General features: G+C 63.8%; 20 protein-coding genes. 15 read left to right on the plus strand and 5 right to left on the minus strand.

All coding sequences use genetic code 11. From position 1 onward, the window contains the following. Window positions 1-45 precede the first annotated feature (45 nt). The 5 genes from J4E58_RS24265 (at window position 46) to J4E58_RS24285 (ending at window position 7173) form a co-directional block, all read left to right on the plus strand. Window positions 46-1380 carry a lysine N(6)-hydroxylase/L-ornithine N(5)-oxygenase family protein gene (locus J4E58_RS24265; RefSeq protein WP_087091751.1) on the plus strand — a complete coding sequence of 445 codons (1335 nt, stop codon included), beginning with the start codon at window positions 46-48 and terminating at the stop codon, window positions 1378-1380. Window positions 1381-1977: 597 nt separating this feature from the next. Continuing rightward, window positions 1978-4743 carry a magnesium-translocating P-type ATPase gene (gene mgtA, locus J4E58_RS24270; protein WP_087091749.1) on the plus strand — a complete coding sequence of 922 codons (2766 nt, stop codon included), beginning with the start codon at window positions 1978-1980 and terminating at the stop codon, window positions 4741-4743. A 312-nt stretch (window positions 4744-5055) separates the two neighbouring features. Beyond that, window positions 5056-5772, plus strand: coding sequence for an MgtC/SapB family protein (locus J4E58_RS24275; RefSeq protein ID WP_007927856.1), 717 nt, complete (start codon window positions 5056-5058; stop codon window positions 5770-5772). Window positions 5773-5905: 133 nt separating this feature from the next. Next, on the plus strand, window positions 5906-6325 hold the full coding sequence (locus tag J4E58_RS24280) for a hypothetical protein (RefSeq protein ID WP_087091748.1): 420 nt from the start codon (window positions 5906-5908) through the stop codon (window positions 6323-6325). A 368-nt stretch (window positions 6326-6693) separates the two neighbouring features. Continuing rightward, window positions 6694-7173 (plus strand): hypothetical protein, encoded by a 480-nt coding sequence (locus J4E58_RS24285; protein ID WP_009044794.1) that lies wholly within the window; start codon window positions 6694-6696, stop codon window positions 7171-7173. A 4-nt stretch (window positions 7174-7177) separates the two neighbouring features. Here J4E58_RS24285 and dkgB read toward each other — a convergent pair whose 3' ends face one another. From dkgB to J4E58_RS24300, 3 genes are all read right to left on the minus strand, one after another. Next, complete coding sequence (gene dkgB, locus J4E58_RS24290; protein WP_062825191.1) at window positions 7178-7981, minus strand: 2,5-didehydrogluconate reductase DkgB; 804 nt, start codon at window positions 7979-7981, stop codon at window positions 7178-7180. Between the two features lie 225 nt (window positions 7982-8206). After that, complete coding sequence (locus J4E58_RS24295; protein ID WP_087091747.1) at window positions 8207-8746, minus strand: PaaI family thioesterase; 540 nt, start codon at window positions 8744-8746, stop codon at window positions 8207-8209. A gap of 124 nt (window positions 8747-8870) precedes the next feature. After that, window positions 8871-9779 (minus strand): LysR family transcriptional regulator, encoded by a 909-nt coding sequence (locus J4E58_RS24300; RefSeq protein WP_087091746.1) that lies wholly within the window; start codon window positions 9777-9779, stop codon window positions 8871-8873. A gap of 108 nt (window positions 9780-9887) precedes the next feature. Between J4E58_RS24300 and J4E58_RS24305 the strand changes: the two genes are divergently transcribed. The 9 genes from J4E58_RS24305 (at window position 9888) to J4E58_RS24345 (ending at window position 18249) form a co-directional block, all read left to right on the plus strand. Further along, window positions 9888-10754 (plus strand): pirin family protein, encoded by an 867-nt coding sequence (locus J4E58_RS24305; protein ID WP_087091745.1) that lies wholly within the window; start codon window positions 9888-9890, stop codon window positions 10752-10754. 97 nt (window positions 10755-10851) lie between these two features. Continuing rightward, window positions 10852-11535: an isochorismatase family protein gene (locus tag J4E58_RS24310; RefSeq protein ID WP_007927869.1), complete on the plus strand. Its 684-nt coding sequence runs from the start codon at window positions 10852-10854 to the stop codon at window positions 11533-11535. Window positions 11536-11593: 58 nt separating this feature from the next. Continuing rightward, window positions 11594-12220: an isochorismate family cysteine hydrolase YcaC gene (gene ycaC, locus J4E58_RS24315; protein ID WP_009044788.1), complete on the plus strand. Its 627-nt coding sequence runs from the start codon at window positions 11594-11596 to the stop codon at window positions 12218-12220. Between the two features lie 435 nt (window positions 12221-12655). Beyond that, entirely contained in the window at window positions 12656-14095 is a 1440-nt protein-coding gene (locus J4E58_RS24320) for a mechanosensitive ion channel family protein (RefSeq protein ID WP_007927873.1), read from the plus strand. A 203-nt stretch (window positions 14096-14298) separates the two neighbouring features. Beyond that, a complete protein-coding gene (locus J4E58_RS24325) occupies window positions 14299-14739 on the plus strand; it encodes a carboxymuconolactone decarboxylase family protein (RefSeq protein ID WP_009044786.1) in 441 nt (146 codons plus the stop codon). A 155-nt stretch (window positions 14740-14894) separates the two neighbouring features. Continuing rightward, window positions 14895-15647 carry a tellurite resistance TerB family protein gene (locus J4E58_RS24330; RefSeq protein ID WP_087091744.1) on the plus strand — a complete coding sequence of 251 codons (753 nt, stop codon included), beginning with the start codon at window positions 14895-14897 and terminating at the stop codon, window positions 15645-15647. A gap of 221 nt (window positions 15648-15868) precedes the next feature. Next, a complete protein-coding gene (locus J4E58_RS24335; RefSeq protein WP_037035113.1) occupies window positions 15869-16402 on the plus strand; it encodes a DUF3087 family protein in 534 nt (177 codons plus the stop codon). 221 nt (window positions 16403-16623) lie between these two features. Next, on the plus strand, window positions 16624-17409 hold the full coding sequence (locus J4E58_RS24340; RefSeq protein WP_087091743.1) for a sulfite exporter TauE/SafE family protein: 786 nt from the start codon (window positions 16624-16626) through the stop codon (window positions 17407-17409). A gap of 453 nt (window positions 17410-17862) precedes the next feature. Further along, the gene (locus J4E58_RS24345) at window positions 17863-18249 is read left to right on the plus strand and encodes a hypothetical protein (RefSeq protein ID WP_087091742.1); all 387 of its coding nucleotides are present in this window, start codon (window positions 17863-17865) and stop codon (window positions 18247-18249) included. Between the two features lie 78 nt (window positions 18250-18327). Here the strand turns inward: J4E58_RS24345 and J4E58_RS24350 are convergent, their stop codons facing one another. Continuing rightward, window positions 18328-18882, minus strand: a complete 555-nt coding sequence (locus J4E58_RS24350; RefSeq protein ID WP_087091741.1) for a UPF0149 family protein — start codon at window positions 18880-18882, stop codon at window positions 18328-18330. A gap of 181 nt (window positions 18883-19063) precedes the next feature. Next, a complete protein-coding gene (ampC, locus tag J4E58_RS24355) occupies window positions 19064-20239 on the minus strand; it encodes a class C beta-lactamase (protein ID WP_087091740.1) in 1176 nt (391 codons plus the stop codon). A gap of 182 nt (window positions 20240-20421) precedes the next feature. Here ampC and J4E58_RS24360 point away from each other — a divergent pair, with 182 nt between their 5' ends. Further along, on the plus strand, window positions 20422-21300 hold the full coding sequence (locus J4E58_RS24360; RefSeq protein WP_087091739.1) for a LysR family transcriptional regulator: 879 nt from the start codon (window positions 20422-20424) through the stop codon (window positions 21298-21300). Window positions 21301-21408: the final 108 nt, after the last annotated feature.

The following is a 21408-nucleotide window of genomic DNA, read 5'->3' on the forward strand; positions in this document are numbered from 1 at the left end:
TCGATTTCTCCCCGCGTTGAGGGATTTATCCAGAGGACACTGGAAATGACACAGGCAATTGCATCGACCATCGTTCACGACCTGATCGGTATCGGTTTCGGCCCCTCGAACCTGGCGCTGGCTATCGCGCTGGAAGAACGTGGCCAGATTCAGGGTCCGCTGGACGCGCTGTTTCTCGACAAGCAGGCCGACTACCGCTGGCACGGCAACACGCTGGTGGCCCAGAGCGACCTGCAGATTTCCTTTCTCAAGGACCTGGTGACCCTGCGCAACCCGACCAGCCCGTACTCTTTCGTCAACTACCTCAAGCACCACGGCCGCCTGGTGGACTTCATCAACCTGGGCACCTTCTATCCGTGCCGCATGGAGTTCAACGATTACCTGCGCTGGGTCGCCGGGCACTTCCAGGAACAGAGCCGCTACGGTGAAGAAGTACTGGCCATCGAGCCGGTGCTGCACAACCAGCAGGTCGAGGCGCTGCGGGTGATTTCCCGCGACAGCCAGGGCCAGGAGTTCGTCCGCACCAGCCGTTCGGTGGTGGTCAGCCCTGGCGGCACGCCACTGATCCCGGACACCTTCAAGGCGCTCAAGGACGACGGCCGGGTGTTCCACCACGCGCATTACCTGGAACGCATGGCCAGCCAGCCGTGCGCCAGCGGCCAGCCGATGAACGTGGCGATCATCGGTGGCGGGCAGAGCGCCGCCGAGGCCTTTATCGACCTCAACGACAGCTTCCCTTCGGTGCAGGTGGACATGCTGGTCCGCGGTTCGGCGCTGAAGCCGGCGGACGACAGCCCGTTCGTCAACGAAGTGTTCTCGCCGGCCTTCACCGACCTGGTGTTCCAGCAGCCGAGCGGCGAGCGCGAGCGCCTGGTCCACGAGTACCAGAACACCAACTACTCGGTGGTGGATGTCGACCTGATCGAACGCATCTACGGGATTCTCTACCGGCAGAAAGTCTCCGGCATCGCGCGCCATGCCTTCCGCACCCTGACCACCGTGGAAAAAGCTACCGCCACCGCCCAGGGCGTCGAACTGGTGCTGCGCAACACCTCCACTGGCGAGCTGAGCACCCGCCACTACGACGCGGTGATCCTGGCCACCGGCTACGAGCGCCAGACTCACCGTGCGTTGCTGGCGCCGCTGGAAGCCTACCTGGGCGACTTCGAAGTGGACCGCAACTATCGGCTCATCACCGACGAGCGCTGCAAGGCCGGCATCTACACCCAGGGCTTCAGCCAGGCCAGCCACGGCCTGAGCGATACCTTGCTGTCGGTGCTGCCGATCCGCGCCGAGGAAATCGCCGCCTCGCTGTACGAGCACGACAAAGGCCGCCACAGCCGTTCGGTGCGCGACCTGCTGCTGGCCACCGCGAGCTGATTGCCCGGGTAACTTTGTAGGAGCGAGCTTGCTCGCGAAAAAATGGCCCGGCTTGCACGCTCCGTCGACTACTCCGACGCCTCGCGAGCAAGCTCGCTCCTACAGGATCGCGTTATCGTTGTAGGCGCGAGCTTGCCCACGACAGGGGGCATGAGGTCCCCGCATTTCCTGCCTTGGGGCCTGTCCGTAGCCCCTTCCTGAACCTTCGCTGAAGAACTTTTCGATTCCCCCGCCAGCGCCTTGCCGTCGATTTACTCTGCAAAAACCGCGGCGTAAGCTTCGCGCGTTTTCCATCAAGCGGAGACCCACAGTGGGTACTTGTTCGAGTGACAGTAGTCGGCCGGTTTCGATAACCGGCACCTTCCCGGCAAGATAACGCGCCCGCTTTTTGTGCCGTTGTCTCGCCATGACAGCGAGCGGCGGCTTCCCGACCGTGGCCTTCAGGGCCCGTTCCCGATGTCTCTCTCATCGACACTGCAACAGTGGGTGATGCCCGGCCTGGCGCCGCATCGCCGCGCTACGGCTGCGCCTGTTTGCGCGGCCGGCGAACCAGACCTGGCTGTGAGTCTCCCGGCGCCGACCGTTAGGGGACACACCATGAACCTCACCCTGCTCAAAGAGTTTTTTGCCGGCTTCCTGCGGACCCGGCACTTCGCCCGGCACTTTCGCCGCCTGGCCTTGCTGGAGAGCTTCAGCGACGCCAGCGTCAGCCGCGACCTGCCGCCGAGCCTCGCGCACACCCTGGTGGCCGCGGCCAACGACAATGCCACGGACCTGCTGCAACGCCTCGGCAGCCACACCGATGGCCTGAGCGAGGCCGAGGCCCAGGCCCTGCGCGAGCAGCATGGCCTCAACGAGGTCGAGCACGAGCAGCCGCTGCCGTGGTGGACGCACCTGTGGCATTGCTACAAGAACCCCTTCAACCTGCTGCTGACCCTGCTGGCGGTGATCTCCTGGCTGACCGAAGACATGAAGGCGGCCACGGTGATTTTTTCCATGGTGGTGCTCTCCACGCTGCTGCGCTTCTGGCAGGAGGCCAAGTCGAACAAGGCCGCCGATGCCCTCAAGGCAATGGTCAGCAACACCGCCACGGTGCTGCGGCGCAACGTGGTCGACGCCGCGCCGTCGGTGTTCGCCCGGCTGCATGGCGCGGCGGTGGCCAGCCAGGGCCAGCAACGCCTGGAACTGCCGATCCGGCAACTGGTGCCGGGCGACCTGATCCAGCTCTCGGCCGGCGACATGATCCCCGCCGATTGCCGGGTGCTCAGCGCCAAGGACCTGTTCGTCAGCCAGGCGGCGATGACCGGCGAATCGATGCCGGTGGAGAAATTCCCGCGCCAGCAGGACGCCGCCACCCTCAACCCGCTGGAGCTGGACAACATCCTGTTCATGGGCACCAACGTGGTGTCCGGCGCGGCCACCGCGCTGGTCCTGGCCACTGGCAACGCCACCTATTTCGGCGCCCTGGCGCAGCGGGTCGGAGCCACCGACCGGGCACCGACTTCGTTCCAGAACGGGGTGAACAAGGTCAGCTGGCTGCTGATCCGCTTCATGTTCGTCATGGCGCCGCTGGTGCTGTTCATCAACGGCTTCACCAAGGGCGACTGGATGGAGGCGCTGCTGTTCGCGCTGTCGGTCGCCGTGGGCCTGACCCCGGAAATGCTGCCGATGATCGTCACCTCGACCCTGGCCAAGGGCGCGGTGTTCCTGTCGCGCAAGAAAGTCATCGTCAAGCGCCTGGACGCGATCCAGAACTTCGGCGCCATGGACGTGCTGTGCACCGACAAGACCGGCACCCTGACCCAGGACAAGATCTTCCTCGCCCGGCATGTGGATGTCTGGGGCGAGGAGTCCGACGACGTGCTGGAAATGGCCTACCTGAACAGCTATTACCAGACCGGCCTGAAGAACCTGCTGGACGTGGCCGTGCTGGAACACGTCGAAGTGCACCGCGAGCTGAGGGTCGGCACGGCGTTCCAGAAAGTCGACGAGATTCCCTTCGACTTCAACCGGCGGCGCATGTCGGTGGTGGTGGCCGAGAAGGAGCGGGCGCACCTGTTGATCTGCAAGGGCGCGGTGGAGGAGGTGCTGGCGGTGTGCACCCGGGTGCGCCATGGCGCCGCCGAGGAAATGCTCAGCGACGAGCTGCTGGCGCGGATCCGCCAGGTCACCGCCCAATTCAATGGCGAAGGCCTGCGGGTGGTGGCCGTGGCCGCCCGGCCGATGCCGCGGGGCCGCGACAGCTACAGCCTGGCGGACGAGCAGGGGCTGACCCTGATCGGTTACGTGGCCTTCCTCGACCCGCCCAAGGAAAGCACCGCGCCGGCCCTTGAGGCCCTGGCCGCCCATGGCGTGGCGGTGAAGGTGCTGACCGGCGACAACGAGCTGGTGACGGCGAAGATCTGCCGCGAAGTCGGCCTGGAACAACAGGGCCTGCTGCTGGGCAACGACATCGAGCGCATGAGCGACACCCAGCTGGCCAAGGCCGTGGAAACCACCAATGTCTTCGCCCGGCTCACGCCCTCGCACAAGGAGCGCATCGTCCGCCTGCTCAAGGACAACGGCCATGTGGTCGGCTTCATGGGCGACGGCATCAACGACGCGCCGGCGCTGCGTACCGCGGACATCGGCATTTCGGTGGACAGCGCCGTGGACATCGCCAAGGAGGCGGCGGACATCATCCTCCTGGAGAAAAGCCTGATGGTGCTGGAGGAGGGCGTGCTGGAAGGCCGGCGGACCTTCGCCAACATGCTCAAGTACATCAAGATGACCGCCAGCTCGAACTTCGGCAACGTGTTCTCGGTGCTGGTGGCCAGTGCCTTCATTCCGTTCCTGCCGATGCTGCCGATGCACCTGCTGGTGCAGAACCTGCTGTACGACATTTCCCAGATCGCCATTCCGTTCGACAACGTCGACGAGGAAATGCTGGCCCGTCCGCAGCGCTGGCAGCCGGCGGACGTTGGGCGCTTCATGCTGTTTTTCGGGCCGATCAGTTCGATCTTCGACATCAGTACCTTTGCCCTGATGTGGTACGTGTTCGATGCCAATACCCCGGACCACCAGACGCTGTTCCAGTCCGGCTGGTTCGTGGTCGGGCTGCTGACCCAGACCCTGATCGTGCACATGATCCGCACGCCGAAGATCCCCTTCCTGCAAAGCCGCGCGGCCATGCCGCTGATGGTGATGACCGGGTTGATCATGGCCATCGGCATCTTCCTGCCCATGGGCCCGCTGGCGCACTACTTCAAGCTGCAGGCGCTGCCGTCGCTGTACTTTGTGTTCCTGCCGGTGATCCTGCTGGCGTACATGGCGCTGACCCAGGCGGTGAAGGGCTTTTATATCCGCCGGTTTGGCTGGCAATGAGCTGCGGCTCGCGGCCGACGCTGCACAACATCCTGTAGCCGCTGCCGAAGGCTGCGATGGTCCGGGCCACGCTGGTCGCAGGGCCTCCGGCGTTGGCGGGATCGCCGCGGCCCTGCGGGCCGATCGCAGCCTGCGGCAGCGGCTACAGGGTTAACCGGCAATCGCCATCTGCTCGTAATGCCAGTCGGTGCAAGATACCCGGCACCCTGGCCGACCTTATCGCGGCCCCGTCGGATCGCCGCCCGCTCGCACCGGCCAAGTGCACCTATCCTTTAACGGCAGCCGACCGCCGCGTACTCAAGGACTCCCTTCATGCAAGCACTCCAGAACATCAACCTGACCTCCCTGGTGGACACCCTGGTCAGCCTCAGCGCGGCCTTTATCCTCGGTGGCCTGATCGGCTTCGAGCGCCAGTACCGGCAACGCACCGCCGGCCTGCGCACCAACGTGCTGGTGGCGGTGGGCGCGGCGATTTTCGTCGACATGGCCAACCGCCTCGGCGGTGCCGAGGGCGCGGTGCGGGTGGTGGCCTATGTGGTGTCCGGCATCGGTTTTCTCGGCGCTGGGGTGATCATGCGCGAGGAGGGCAACGTGCGTGGCCTGAACACCGCGGCCACCCTCTGGGCCTCGGCGGCGGTGGGCGCCTGCGCCGGCGCCGACCTGATTCTCGAGGCCTTTCTCGGCACGCTGTTCGTGCTGGCGGCCAACACCCTGCTGCGACCGATCGTCAACAACATCAACCGCCAGCCGCTGGACGTGATCTCCGCCGAGGTCACCAACATCGTCTATGTCATCGCCCATCGCTCCAAGCAGAAGGCCGTGTTCGCCCTGCTCGAAGCGGAACTGGAACGCAGCAACTACCCGGCCAGCGATATCGATGTCCATGCCTTCGGCAACGACGACGTGGAGATCGAAGCCACCCTGGCCACCACTTCGGTGGACGGCGACGAACTCGACGCCCTGGTGGCGCGGCTGTCCACCTCGGCCCTGGTGGAGCAGGCGTTCTGGAGCCCCAGCACCACCGAATAAAGCGCCCGTGCGGGGGCTTTCCTGGGAGAAACTTCTCGTGCGCGGCAATTTTTGGGAATTGTCTTAAAGAGTTGGCCAGGGGCCATCGGATAGTCTGTCGGGCCTCTGTGTTCAACCGATAGTTGCCACGCCGATGCCCAACAAACGCTTGAGAATACTGATTGCCGATGCGTCCCGGGAGCAGTGTGGGCGCATCCAGCGTTTGTTGAATGGCCTGGGGTATTTCCGCATCGCGGCGGTGGAGTCTTTCCGCGAACTGGTGACCCTGACTCACTATTCCTGCGACCCCTTCGAGAACTTCGACCTGTTGCTGCTCAGCGGCGAGCTGGCGTTCGCCGCCGGGGTGGACGCCGGCGCGTTCTGCCAGGGCAACCCGCAGATCCGCCATGCCATGATCTATGGCGGTCGTACCGAACAGGCATTGCCGGTGGTCCTCGGCGCCTCTGCGCTACAGGAGATTCTCTGGGTGCAGGGCGCCACGCAGCAGATCCTCCAGCGCTTCATTGCCCATATCAATCCTCCCGCCTCCTCGGGCAAAGACCGAACCTTGTGAATACTGAGTATCCCCGCCGTTGATGGGAACAGGGCTTGCGTCATGCTGCTGGAGGTGGAAACCGCCACCTGGCCAGCGGTTTGCTGATGGCCGCTGCCGGGGCCGGACGGGTCTTTTGGCTCCATCCGGAGCGGGCAAAAAAACAGGGGCCAAGGCCGCCCATCGATGCCCGATGTGTGCCGCCGATGCGGGCGCATATCCCAGGGAAACGAGCATTTCGGGCTCGAAAAGTAGGGGAAAGCCGCATTTTAGTAATGTGGAGTAGGGCTTTTCAGAAAACCCTTAGAGAAAACTATCGGCTGCTCCCCTAGCCTTTATTCATAGGCTTGGAGCCTGTCATCTCAGACTTTTTTCATGGTCGCGAAAAAATGCCGAATAAAACGTTACGAATCCTGATCGCCGATGAACAGCATTTTCATCGAATGAAGATCGAGCGGGTGCTGAACCAATTGGGCTATTACCGGATTGCACCGATGTATCGACTCATCGAGGTATTGAACGTCGTGGAATATGGCAGTGAGCCAATGGACCTGCTGATCATCAGCGCTTCGCTGGGGTTGCAGGCCCGGCTCGATATCGTGGCGTTCTGCATGGATAACCCGCAGGTCCGTCATGTGCTGGTCTATGACTCCGAGCTTCTCGGCGTGCCTTCGATTCCATTCGGTCCGCAGCGCAAGATGTATATCAGCAGCCTGTCGCTGCCGGACCACGAGACCCTCAGCCGTTTGATGGCGGCCATCGACACCGGCCGCCGGAGCAAGACCCTGGCGGCCGGAAAGTTTCCCGGCAGTTCCAATGAGGAAGAGATCGCGTCCGACGGCATTCGGTTGAATGCCGTGGTGCGTTAAGACCTCAGTCCCACGCCGGCGCAATGCCGGCGGGGCTGGTCAGACGATGACCGCGCTCCAGGCCGGCGATGCGTTGCATCTCTGCCTCGCTCAGGGTCAGGGCACAGGCCTTGAGGTTGCTTTCCAGGTTCGCGCGCCGGGTCGAGGAGGGAATCACCGCATGACCCGATTGCATGGCCCAGGCCAGGGTCACTTGGGCCGGTGTCGCCCGATGCTGCTGGGCGATCTGCTGGATGACCGGGTCCTCGAGTACCTCACCGTAGGCCAGCGTCATGTACGAGGTGATGTGAATCCCCTGGCTTTGTGCGAACTCCACGACCTTGCGGTTCTGCAGGTAAGGATGCAATTCGATCTGGTTAGTGGCGATGTGTTCGGCACCGACCGCGGCGATGGCCTGCCGCATCAGGTCGATGGTGAAGTTGGAAACACCGATCTGCCGGGTCAACCCCAGTTGCCTGGCCTCCAGCAGCGTCGCCATGAACTCTTCGACCGGCACCTGGTTGTCCGGTGACGGCCAGTGGATCAGGGTCAGGTCCAGGTAGTCGGTCCGCAGCTTGCGCAGGCTGTCCTTGAGACTGGGGATCAGCTTGTCGCGGGCGAAATTGGCAACCCAGATCTTGCTGGTGACGAACAGCTCGTCGCGGGGGATGCCGCTGTCGGCGATGGCCTGGCCGACCTCGGCTTCGTTCTCGTAGATCTGTGCGGTGTCGATCACCCGGTAGCCCAGCTCGAGCGCGGTGCTGACCGAGTCGATGACCACCTGGCCTTGCAGGCGAAAGGTGCCGAGGCCGAAAGCAGGTACAGACATGGATGACTCCAGATGGCAGTGGAAAGGCCACGAGTATCCCGGTCCGCATCCTTGAGAAAAACCGCCGGACAGGCAAAGCAATCTTTACCGCGAATCACGAATGCGCGGGCAGGCACGATCCCTGGTATGGGCGAGCTTGCTCGCGAGACGTCCTCCCGGCCACCGGTGAGCGCAAGCCATAGTTTTTTCGCGAACGAGCTCGCTTCTATAGACGCAGAGGCGGGTTCAGCCACGCGCTTCAAGAATCATGCAGGTGGTGGAGCCGGTGGCGTACAGGCGGCCATCGACGTCGTAGATCCGACCTTCGGCCAGGGCGGTGGAGCGGCCCAGGTGGACGATCTTGCCTTCGGCGCGGATCGGCCCGCTGCTGCCGGTCAGGGCCCGCACATAGCTGATGCGCAGGTCCAGGGTGGTGTAGCCCTGGCCCTTGTTCAGGCGGGTGTGGATCGCGCAGCCCATGCAGGAGTCCAGCAAGGTCGCGGCATAACCGCCGTGCACGCTGCCCAACGGGTTGTAATGGCGGGCATCCGGGGTGCCCTGGAATACGAAGTGTCCGGCGGACCATTCGATGGGGATGAAGTCCAGCAACGTGCCGATGGGCGGCGAGGGCAATTCGCCGTTGCCGATACCGTCGAAGAACTCGGCGGGGGAGAGGGCGCTGACCTCGGCCAGGGACAGGCTGCCCGGACTGGCCAGGCGCGCGCGCATGGCCTGTTCCTGGGCGATCCACTGGGCCAGGGTGGCCTCGCGGGATGGGCTTTGCATGGGCGTTTCCTCATTGGGCGGAACAAGATGACGAGCAAAATATTATGTTCGAAATATTATTTCGGCCAGTGTCAAAAACGCCACAGGTCGGAAGATTCGGCCAGGCTTCACCTTGAGCGCATCCTCAGGTCATATCGCTGCGGCTGAACTCCTCGCCAAGAAAGTCGATCAGCGTGCGCACCGACGGCAGCAGGCCACGGCGCGACGGGAAGATCGCATGGACGATCCCGCACTTGGGCGCCCAGTCCGGTACCAGCTGCACCAGGCGCCCGGCGGCCACATCGTCGCGCACCACCACGCTGGGCAGGTGGACGATGCCGATTCCCGCCAGTGCCGCCTGGCGCAGGGCAATCAGGTCGTCGGTGACCATCCGCGGCTTGTGGCGAATCTGCGCGAGCGCCTCGTCGGGGCCGAACAGCTCCCACTGGTATTCGCGTTGCGCCGCGCCCCAATGCAGGCTCGGCAGGCCGCTGAGGTCGGCGGGCGAGGCGGGGCTCGACAGGCGCGCGAGAAAGTCCGGGTGGCCGACCAGGCACTGGGTGCTGTTGCCCAGCACCTTCATCACCAGGTCGCTGCTTTCCAATGGCGGGAAGCGCACCCGCAGGGCGATGTCGAAACCTTCGTGGATCAGGTCGACCCGGCGGTTGGTGCTCTCGATGAACAGCTCCACCAGCGGGTACTTGAGCATGTAGCGGGTCAGCATCGGCCCGACCCAGGAGTTGAGCAGCGCGGTCGGGCAACTGATGCGCACCAGGCCCTGGGGCTCGGAACGGTTGCGCTCGATGACTTCCGCGGCGCTTTCCGCTTCCACGCGCATGGCCAGGCAACGCTGGTAGTACTCATGGCCGATCTCGGTGAGCGAACAGTGGCGGCTGGTGCGGTGAATCAGGCGCACGCCGAGGCGTTCCTCGAGCTGGGCAATGCGTCGGCTGAGCTTGGACTTGGGCATGTCCAGGGCGCGTCCGGCGGCGGCGAAACCACGGTGTTCGACGACCTGGGTGAAGTAGTAGAGGGTATTGAGGTCTTCCACCATCGTTCTCCAAATAGAACGCTAAGAGCGATTTTTGCAGTCTAGTGCATCAAAGGTATGAGTTTTAAGGTGTATCCAACGAAATAACTCAGCCATTTCGGAGGCACCCGCATGAAAAACATCATCGGTATCTACACCAGCCCACGGGCCCATTGGGTGGGCGACGGCTTCCCGGTGCGCACGCTGTTTTCCTACGACAACCTGGGCAAGCACATCAGCCCGTTCCTGCTGCTCGACCACGCCGGCCCGGCTGAATTCACCCCGACCCAGGGACGGCGCGGCGTGGGCCAGCACCCCCATCGCGGCTTCGAAACCGTGACCATCGTCTACAAGGGCGAGGTGGAGCACCGCGACTCCACCGGCAGCGGCGGCAAGATCGGCCCTGGCGATGTGCAATGGATGACCGCGGCCTCGGGGATTCTCCATGAGGAGTTTCACTCCGAAGCGTTCGCCAAGTCCGGCGGCACCCTGGACATGGTCCAGCTGTGGGTCAACCTGCCGGCGCGGGACAAGATGGCCGCGCCCGGTTACCAGACCATCCTCGATGGCGACATTCCGGCCATCGCCCTGAAGGACAAGGCCGGCACCCTGCGGTTGATCGCCGGCGAGTTCGACGGCGCCAAGGGCCCGGCGCGCACCTTCACCCCGATCGACGTCTGGGACATCCGCCTGAATGCCGGCAAGCCCCTGACCCTCGACCTGCACGAGGGGCGCAACACCGCCCTGGTGCTGCTGCGCGGCACGCTCCAGGTCAACGGCCAGGAAGTAGTGCGCGAAGGCCAGCTGGTGCTGTTCGAGCGCGACGGCGACCAGCTCAGCCTGGAAGCCAACAACGACGCGGTGGTGCTGCTGCTCAGCGGCGAACCGATCGACGAGCCCATCGTCGGCCACGGCCCGTTCGTGATGAACAGCGAGGCCGAGATCCACCAGGCCTTCGTCGACTTCCAGTCCGGTCGTTTCGGCCAGATGCCTGGCTGACCCCCGCTTACCGACTTGCACAGGACGTGTCGGCCGGTTCAGGGCCAGGGATGGCTGTTGCCTTCAATAAATGCCCTAGACGAAAGAGGAACTGCACATGAACAACTTCAATGCTGCCAACTTCAATGGCGCCAAGCCGACCATCGACCCCAACGACGCGGCGATGCTGCTGATCGACCACCAGAGCGGGCTGTTCCAGATCGTCAAGGACATGGACGTGCCGCAACTGCGGGCCAATGCCATCGCCCTGGCGAAAGCCGCGACTTTGCTGAAGATGCCGGTGATCACCACCGCCTCGGTGCCCCAGGGCCCCAACGGCCCGTTGATCCCGGAAATCCACCAGGAGGCGCCCCATGCCCAGTACGTGGCGCGCAAAGGCGAGATCAACGCCTGGGACAATCCCCAGTTCCGGGCGGCGGTCGAGGCCACCGGCAAGAAAACCCTGGTGATCGCCGGCACCCTGACCAGCGTCTGCCTGGCGTTCCCGTCGATCGCCGCGGTGCATGAAGGCTACAAGGTGTTCGCGGTGGTTGATGCCTCGGGCAACCATTCGCGGCTGGCCACTGACCTGACCATCGCCCGCCTGGCCCAGGCCGGGGTGGTGCCGATCGACATCATGGCCACGCTTTCCGAGCTGCAGGGTTCGTGGAACCGCCCGGACGCCGAGCAGTGGGCCGCGGTCTACGCCCAGGCCATGCCGCATTACCAGTTGCTGATCGAGAGCTACCTCAAGGCCCAGCAAGTGGCGAACGAGCACGAAGTGCTGGACTCCCAGCGCTGAAGCTGCACCCCCCCACGCCGACGTCCAGTCGGTATCGACAAGAAGCGAGGACTACCCCATGACTACTGCCTACAAGCGTCTCGACAAAGACAACGCCGCCGTGCTGCTGGTGGATCACCAGGCCGGCCTGCTGTCCCTGGTGCGCGACATCGACCCGGACAAGTTCAAAAACAACGTGCTGGCCCTGGCCGACCTGGCCAAGTACTTCAAGCTGCCGACCATCCTCACCACCAGCTTCGAAACCGGCCCCAACGGCCCGCTGGTGCCCGAGCTCAAGGCGCTGTTCCCGGACGCGCCGTACATTGCCCGGCCCGGCCAGATCAACGCCTGGGACAACGAAGACTTCGTCAAGGCGATCAAGGCCACCGGCAAGCAGCAGCTGATCATCGCCGGCGTGGTGACCGAGGTCTGCGTGGCGTTCCCGGCGCTGTCGGCCCTGGAAGAAGGCTTCGAGGTGTTCGTGGTCACCGATGCCTCCGGCACCTTCAATGAGCTGACCCGCGATTCGGCGTGGAACCGCATGTCCACCGCCGGCGCGCAATTGATGACCTGGTTCGGCCTGGCCTGCGAGCTGCACCGCGACTGGCGCAACGACATCGAGGGCCTGGGGACCTTGTTCTCCAACCACATCCCGGACTACCGCAACCTGATCACCAGCTACACCACCCTGACCCAGGGCAAGTGACCTGCCAGCGGCGGCTACACAAGGCAGCGAGCACGACTGGGCTATCGGAGGTGTCGCCATTCCCTGTAGCCGCTGCCGCAGGCTGCGATAGGGCCGAAGGTCCTCCAGCGGTTTCAAGACCCTGCGCCTGCTGCGCAGTCGATCGCAGCCTCGCAAGCTCGGCAGCGGCTACAGGGTTAGCGCCGATCGGTAGGTCACAACCCCTGTAGCCGCTGCCGCAGGCTGCGATAGGACCGAAGGTCCTTAAGCAATCTCAAGATCCTGCGCCCCCTGCGGGGTCGATCGCAGCCTCGCGGGCTCGGCAGCGGCTACAGAGTGAGCGACATCGTTGCAGGCAGGGGCCTCCCATGAGGCCCCTGTTTTTGTTTCTCCGGCTATACCTGCAAGGTCGCTTGTGTGAGATTGTCGCGCCTCTGACCGTGCTGGAGTTGCTTGATGCCGAACCTGTTCGCCGACCACCCGCTGTTCGCCGCGCTGGTCCTGATCCTGCTGGACATGCTGCTGTGGCGCCTGATCGGCGCGCGCGGCGGTTACTGGAAGCTGCTGGTGCGGGTGCTGATCTTCACCCTGTACAGCGTGCTGCTGTTCAACCAGGGCCTGAACCCGATGCAGGCGGCGCCCTGGCCGGAGGACGTGCCGCTGCACCTGGCCGCCACCGGGTTGCAGATCGGGTGGTGGCTGTTCGGCGCGCGGACCCTGACGGTGTTGCTCGGCACCCTGATGATGCAGCGGGTCGGGCATACCGGGCGGCTGTTGCAGGACCTGATGGGGGCGGTGATTTTCCTGATCGCCATCATCGCCGCCATGGCCTATGTGCTGGAGCTGCCGGTCAAGGGCGTGCTGGCTACCTCCGGCGCGGTGGCGATCATTGTCGGTCTGGCGCTGCAAAGCACCCTCAGCGACGTGTTCTCCGGCATCGTGCTGAACACCACCAAGCCGTATCAGCTCGATGACTGGATCTCCATCGACGGCACCGAAGGTAGGGTCACCGATATCGACTGGCGCGCCACCCGGCTGCAGACCTCCCAGGGCAGCATGGCGGTGATCCCCAATTCCCTGGCGGCCAAGGCCAAGATCATCAACTTCAGCCGTCCCGCCGATATGCACGGGCTTTCCATCAGCCTCCAGGTCAGCCCCCATGCGAGGCCGCAAACGGTGATCGAGGCGCTGGAACGGGCCATGCTCGGTTGCCGTTTCCTGCTCCCCAAGCCGGCCCCCAGCGTGGCCCTGAAAAGCTCGGGCAATGCGGGGGTGGAGTACGAAATCAGCGGCTTCGTGGCCTCCATGGGCCAGAAGCGCGAAGTGCGCAACCAGTTGTTCGACCTGGCCTTCCGGCACTTGCAGGCGTCCGGCGTCAGCCTGTTGTCCAGTGGTGAAAGCAGCGTGGCGGCCCACCTGTCGCGCCCGCGGGCACTGCTGGACAGCTCGAGCATCTTCTCCACCCTGCGCCAGGAAGAGAAGGAAACCTTCAGCCAGAACATGACCCTGCAGACCTTCCGCGCCGGCGAGACCATCCTGCCGGCGGGCGAGGTCAGCGATCACCTGCTGATCATCGAATCGGGGGTGGTCTCGGTCAGCCTGATCCGCGATGGCAAGCCTTTCGAGGCCGGGCGCATGGGGCCGGGCGAAGTGATAGGCGAGGCGGGGGTTGCCGATCAGGCGACCGCGGCGGACTTCTCGGCCAAGACCTTCTGCACCCTGTACCGCATCGAAAACGAATACCTCAAGCCGTGCCTGGACGCGCGGCGCGACATCAGCGACGCGATGAAAAACCTCCTGGATTTCCGCCAGCACATCGCCCAGACCCTGACCCAGGAAAGCCCGCGGCCGGCGGTGAAAAAAGGCTTTATGCAGTGGCTGCGCCGGCGCGCCTGAGCGTCCATGCACGCCCCCTGCAGGCGCGCAGCTTGCGCGCGATAGCGTCATCGGTGAATGGCCGCTGCGCGGATCGCGCGCAAGCTGCGCTCCTACGCAAGAGGGGGGGCATTGGTCACCTGGTCTTAGCCGGAATTGGTTATTGGTAGGGACCGGGGCCGGGCTTAACGTAGCGCCACATTCATTTGATCTGGAGCCACACCATGCAACCGCGTATCGACTTCTACACCGCTTCGCCAGATGCCCTCAAAGCCATGATCGCGCTGGAAACCGCGGTATCGAAACTGCCCCTGGAAAAGTCGCTGATCGAGCTGGTGAAGCTGCGCGCTTCGCAGATCAACGGCTGCGCCTTCTGCGTCGACATGCACACCGCCGACGCGCGCAAGAGCGGGGAAACCGAGCGTCGCCTGTACGCGGTCTCGGTCTGGCGCGAAACGCCGTTCTTCACCGACCGCGAACGGGCCGCCCTGGCCTGGACCGAGTCCCTGACCCGGGTCAGCGAAACCCACGCGCCGGATGCCGACTACGAGTTGCTGAGCAGCCAGTTCAGCCCCAGCGAGCAGGTCGACCTGAGCCTGGCCATTGCCACCATCAACAGCTGGAACCGCCTGGCGGTGGGTTTCCGCAAAATGCCCCAGGCCTGATTCCCGGGCTCACCGGCCGTCGGCTGGCGGATGGAATGGGCCGCCAGCGCGGCGTTTGGCGAGAAGGGATCAGGGCCCAAGCGGAAGCAGTTGGCGCAATGCGTGGCGAAGACTATTGTTGGCAATCTGAATAACTGCCCGAAGAGAGCGATGCCATGAACACCAGTGATTTGCTTGAACAGTTGTTGCGCGCCGGCCAGGCCTCGATGACGCAGCAGGGTGGCGGGGCCTCGGCACCGCAGGATGGCCTGGGAGGCCTGGGTGGATTGCTCGGCGGCCTGTTGGGCGGTAACAGCGGCGGCGGAGCGCCGGCCGGCGGCCTGGGCGGGCTAGGTGGTCTGCTGGGCGGCCTGCTGGGCGGTTCCGGGTTGGGCGGCGCGACTTCCGGTGGAGCCCCTCAGGGCCGCTCCGGTGGTGGCATGAACTACGCGGCGCTGGCCTCCCTGGGGATGATGGCGTTCCAGGCTTATCAGGCCTGGCAGCGCCAGCAGCAATCGGCGGCGCCGCAACAGGCGTTGCGCACCGTCGACCAGCTGGCCGGCCCGGAAGTCGAAGAACACAGCCATGCCATCCTCCGTGCCCTGATCGCCGCGGCCAAGGCCGATGGCCGTATCGACGAGCAGGAAAAACAACTGATCAGCGCCGAGATCGGCCGTCACACCGATGACCCGCAATTGCAGCAATGGCTCGACGACGAAGTCGCACGTCCCCTGGACGCCGCCGACGTGGCCCAGTCGGCCGCGGGCGAGCCGGGCATGGCGGCGGAAATGTACCTGGCCAGCGTGATGCTGGTGGACGATCAGCAGGACGCCGAGCGCAGTTACCTGGACGAACTGGCGGCGGCGCTGCGGATCGACCCCGAGCTGCAACTGCACCTGGAGCAACAGGCCAAGGGCCAGGTGGCCTGAGCCACGAGGACCGGCTCCACCAGGGGCCGGTCCATTTGTCCGCGTCGGGCATGCCATTCGACGCCCGGCATGCTCGATCCGCATCCCTTCCAATCTCTGCTTGGCTCCGACGACGCGCCCCGTGGCCGAGGTGGATTGTCGCAGCGTGGATTTATTCGCCATCTCCGGGGGCGGGCAGGGTGATAATGCCGGCCTGTCCATCATGCGAGCGCACCGTCGCCATGTTCGAGATCCAGCCGCAGAACCCCGAGCTTTTTCGCCAGCAGACCCGCCGCAGTACCTTGTTCATTGCCCTGATTTTCCTGTCCCTGGCCATGCTGCTGTCCAGCGCCGCGGTGCTGCTGTTCGGCACGCCGGGCGGCGATAACTTCAAGCTCAATGTCGCCGGCGTGCTGGCCGGGCTGGTGCTGAGCATGGTGCTGATGCGCGTGCGCTTCTGGTCGCAGCCGTGGATGGCCGCGGCGGTCTACGGCTGGCAGCTCAAGCGCAGCCTGATGAGCGTGACCAACGTCATGCACCACGTCACCGCGGGCGTCGAGGCCCAGGACCCGACAGCGATGAAACTGCTGCGCTTCTACCACCTGGGCCTGACCCAGATGCACCAGCTGGATGCCAACTCCAGCGCGTTGAGCCAGGCGGTGCATGAGATCGACCGGCACAAGGAGCGGATGCAAGCCCTGGGCATGGACACCGAGCAGAAGCGTTTGAATCCGGACTGGATCGAAGCGGTGAAGCGGATTCCGCTAGCAAAGTGACCTGCAAAGGGCGCGCGGTTTCGAAGGTTTTCCCTGGCCGCTTCCGAGCCAATTTCGACATGTGATGGGTGCATGCAATCCGCAGTTTGCATGCGCCGAATACATGGCAAAAAGGCAAAGAGTTATAACGTTAGATTTTATTTATATAAATGGACATAAGCATTAGCGCTATGCTGCCGCCAGTTTTTTACCTGGCCGCGGTTGATGCGTAGGGCTTATTGATGGATGTGGGTAATTTTGGTTTTGTAATCGCGGGCCTGCTGGTGGGTTTCATCGTGGGGATGACGGGGGTGGGAGGCGGTTCGCTGATGACCCCGATCCTGTTGTGGTTTGGTATCAACCCGGCGACCGCTGTCGGCACCGACCTGCTGTACGCCGCCATCACCAAGTCCGGTGGTGTGTTGGTCCATCAGAAAAACCGTAACATCGACTGGAAGATCACCGGCTGGCTGACCCTGGGCAGCGTGCCCGCGGTGCTGGCCACCCTGTGGTTCCTCAAGAGCCTGCACACCGACCCGCAAGCGCTGAACAGCGTGATCAAGCAGGCCTTGGGTTTTGTGCTGCTGCTCACCGCCCTGGCGATCCTGTTCAAGAAAAAGCTCCTGGCGTTTGCCCAGAAGCACGCCGGCGATCACTACCACCTGAAGGATTCCAGCCTCAACGGCCTGACGGTGATCACCGGCGTGGTCCTGGGCACCATGGTCGCCCTGACCTCCATCGGCGCCGGCGCCCTGGGCACCGTGGCGCTGTTCATCCTTTATCCCTTCCTGGCCACCAAGCGCCTGGTCGGCACTGAAATCGCCCACGCCGTGCCGCTGACCCTGGTCGCCGGCCTGGGGCACGCGAGCATGGGCAACATGGACTGGCAACTGTTGGGCTTTCTGCTGATGGGCTCGCTGCCGGGGATCTGGCTCGGCAGCCACATGACCGGCCGCGTCTCGGACGAACTGCTGCGGCCGTTCCTGGCGCTCATGCTGTTTTCCATCGGCTACAAGCTGGCGTTCTGACCCCGCGCTGGCGGGCCGAGCCAAGAGCCTCCCGCGGGAGGCTTTTGTGTTTTTGCGGTGCGCCTTTTCTGTTAGACCAGCACTGGCGTCCCGCATAACTGAAGCGAGTACTGTGGATGGGATTGCTCCCTGGATGGCATTCGCGCGTGGACTTCTTCAGTAGGAGCGAGGCTTGCCCGCGATGGCGTCAGTGGCTACGCCCAGATCTTCGAATTTCAGGATCGCCTGATTCAGAAGCTTGATACCCGTCGCTACGTTCGAGGCCCATCCCTCAGCAGGAACGTACCCCCATGACTTTTGTAATCAGGAAAGGCAACCCCCCACAACGGGCGACAAGGTCATTGCCAGCTCGACAACAAGCTTTGCGGAACGGTGGTAGTCCTATTTCGTCAGTGAAGGTGAAGAACCAGCCGGAGAGTTTTTGGGGAAGCTGATTTATGAAGGAAGGAACGCATGGTAATCACTACGACACATATCGTACTGGGTGCTTTTGGTGGGATAACTTTTCTCGGCATGTTCACCATGCTGGGGGTCTACCTGTATTGGGGGTATACCCGGATGGACGAGATGCTCGGGTATGTCAAAAACTGCCAGATGATCACCGGTAACAGGTTCTATCTGTATATGGGGGCCTGGGGTCGGATGATGATGGTGGGGGTGGTAGCGGGTTATCTGGCATGCCCCGGCTTCTTCATTAGAAGGGGACTGTTGGATGCTGATGAGATAAACAACTTTCCTCAGCCTCTTAAAAGAAAACTGATTATTTCGCATTGGATCATGGGCGGGCTGCTGGCGAGCCTGGGCCTGGAGTACATAGCGATGACGATAATAAGAAACTAGTCCGCACTATTTACGATGGAGCCTGGCTCGCTGGCCTGGAATCTGAGGGCAGGCGAGTGACCCGCCCCCAGGCCTCTCTCAGCGTTGCGCCAACCAATAATCGTGCAGCCCACGGGCGGCCTGTTCGACACTGGCCACGGTCTGGCGATGTTGAGCCAGATCGAGGTCGGCCGGCAGTTCGAAGTTGTCCTGTTCGGCGCAGGTGATGATGGCTTGCAGCTGGGCGGCCTGGGCGGCGGGTAGCTCGGGCCAGTTGCTCACGGCCATGGCGCGGATGTAGCCGAAACACCATTCTTCCGCCAGCGTCAGCGGCTGGTCCTGATGCTCGGTCTGTTCGAAACGCGGCTGAAAACTCGCCGAGTCGTTCGCCAGCGCCGTGGCGAGGGCGTTCAGATGGCGCACGCTCAGCTCGATGAAGCGCTTGCACTCCTCGGAGTCCTGCCAGTCCGGGTTCTGCCCGCCCCAGATGGCCGGGAACCATTCGGCGATATCCACCTGGGCCGGGCCGGACACCAGGGCGGTGCAAAAACCGTCGAGTTCGGCCAGGTTGAGCACGGAGTGGTCGTCGCCATACTTGAGCAGGGTGTCTTCGATGAATTCGAACTCGGCGGGGCTGAGCGGCTGGTTGTGCATGGAGGGTTTCCTTGGAAAAACGTGCGCCCCAGGGGCTGCGCGGAAAAAAGACGCGGAGGATGGCGCGTTCCGCGGCTTTTATCCAGCGCCGATCATCGTCGCGGAGCGCGTTGTCATAGCTGCGACGCGCTCCTGGTCGCTCCAGCGACCGGCCCGTTAACCGATCCGGTCGCTGTTGTTCTCAGGGTTGCGCATCATCCAGTGCCTTGAGCAGGGCATGGGCGACCTTGACCCGTTCGGCGTTGGGGTAGTTCTTGTTCGCCAGCAGCACCAGGCCGATGTCCTTGCCGGGCACGAACAGCACATAGGCGCCGAAACCGCCGGTGGAACCTGTCTTGTTCAGCAGGGTATCGGCCCGCGGTGCCTGGGGCGGGGTGAACCAGTGGGTCGGGTGCGGTTCGAAGGCCATCTGCGACGAGTTGCCGGCCAGCAGGGCGTCCAGGCTGAGCGGGTAGGGGTAGAGCTCCCAGCCCAGGCCCTGGGTCATGCCCTCGACCTGGTAATAGCCGGTGTGGGTGAGGGCGATGGCCTGCGGCCAGGGTTGCGCCAGCGACTCGGGCTTGAGGTTGGCCTGGACGAAACGCAGCAGGTCGGCGGCGCTGGTCTTGACCCCGTAGGCCTCGGCATCCAGGGCGCCGGGGCTGACCCGCACCGGCTTGCCGTCCTTGCCGTAGCCCTGGGCGTAATTGTCCATCTGTGACTTCGGTACCTGGATATAGCTGTGCTGCAGGCCCAGCTGCGGGAACAGCCGCTGTTCCATCAATTGCTCGAAGGGCTGCCCCAGGCTTTGCGCGGCCAGGTAGCCGAACAGACCGATGCTCGGGTTCGAGTACAGGCGCTGGGCGCCGGGGGCAAAGGCCGGTTTCCAGCCCTGGTAGTAGCCGAGCATCTTGTCCTGGCTGTCCCATTGTTCCGGGAACTGCAACGGCAGGCCGCCGGCGCTGTAAGTCCCCAGTTGCAACAGGCTGATGTGCTCGAAGGCGCTGCCTTTCAACGCCGGCAGGTAGCGGCTGGCCGGGTCGTTCAGGGACAGCTTGCCGCTGGCCTGGGCATAGGCCCCCAGGGTCGCGGTGAAGAGCTTGCTCACCGAGCCGACCTCGAACAGCGTGTCGGCGTCGACGGCCTTTTTCCCTTCTTTGGAGGCCAGGCCGTAGTTAAAGTAATGGGGCTGGCCCTTGAGAGTGATGGCCACCGCCATCCCGGCGATGTCCTGTTGTTGCATCAAAGGGCGGATCGCCGCGTCGACCAGGGGCTTGAGCGCGCTGTCCGGCTGGCTGGCGGCCAGGCAGGCGCTGGCGCCGGACAGCAGCAGGGAAATGGTGAAAAATCCGGATAGGGCTAGGTTTTTGTTGTGCATGATGGGCTGACATTCCATGATTTTGCAGAGTAATGGCCGCTGCACTCCGAGCGGCTTTTGCCAGCGCCTGCCCTTGCAGTCAGGGAGCAGCGCGCTGCGAGCCGGCTCAATGTAGGCGGTCGACAAAGGATCGGCAAACGACGATATTTCGCAGGAGCCATTAGAAAAACTAGGGAGTGGTCATGATCCGACCCCATCTGCCGCTGAATGCCCTGCGCGCCTTCGAGGCCTCGGCGCGGCATTTGAGTTTTACCCGCGCGGCCATCGAGCTGTGCGTGACCCAGGCGGCGGTCAGTCATCAGGTGAAAAGCCTTGAGGCCCAGCTCAACGTGACCCTGTTCAAGCGCCTGCCCCGCGGGTTGATGCTGACCAGCGAGGGTGAAACCCTGCTGCCGGTGCTGTGCGAGTGTTTCGACCGCATCGCCGAAACCCTCGGCCGCTTCGAAGGCGGGCACTACCGCGAAATGCTCAGCGTCGGCGCGGTCGGCACCTTTGCCGTCGGCTGGTTGTTGCCGCGCCTGGAGGACTTCCAGGCCCGCCACCCGTTCATCGACCTGCGCCTGTCGACCCACAACAACCGGGTCGACGTCGCCGCCGAAGGCCTGGACTACGCCATCCGTTTCGGCAATGGCGCCTGGCACGGCACCGATGCTGTCCAGCTATTGGAAGCACCGCTGTCGGTGCTCTGCGTGCCGGAACTGGCTCGGCAACTGCACAGCCCCATCGACCTGCTCGGCCAGACCCTGCTGCGCTCCTACCGCACCGACGAATGGCCGGAATGGTTCAGCGCCGCCGGCTTGCCGGCCAGCACCCTGCCTGCGCGCAGCATCGTCTTCGACTCGTCCCTGGGCATGATGGAAGCCGCGCAGCAGGGTATAGGCGTGGCCCTGGCGCCGCCGCTGATGTTCTCCCGGCAGTTGCACGCCGGCAGCATTGTCCAGCCGTTCGCGGTGGGCATCACCACCGGCAGCTATTGGCTGACCCGCTTGCAGTCCCGGGCGCAGAGCCCGGCGATGCTGGCGTTCAAGGAATGGCTGTTGGGAACCGTGCAGAAGGGCTGAAGGCGGTCTGAAGACCAGGTGTTTCCCTGGGCGCAGAGCGTGCGGACGGGGAGGGCGCCAATGCGGATCGCCAGAACCGCCTGGCGCCGTTCTGGTGATCGTTTTTCG

This window comes from Pseudomonas sp. FW305-25 (genome assembly GCF_017351415.1).
Classification (GTDB): domain Bacteria; phylum Pseudomonadota; class Gammaproteobacteria; order Pseudomonadales; family Pseudomonadaceae; genus Aquipseudomonas; species Aquipseudomonas chlororaphis.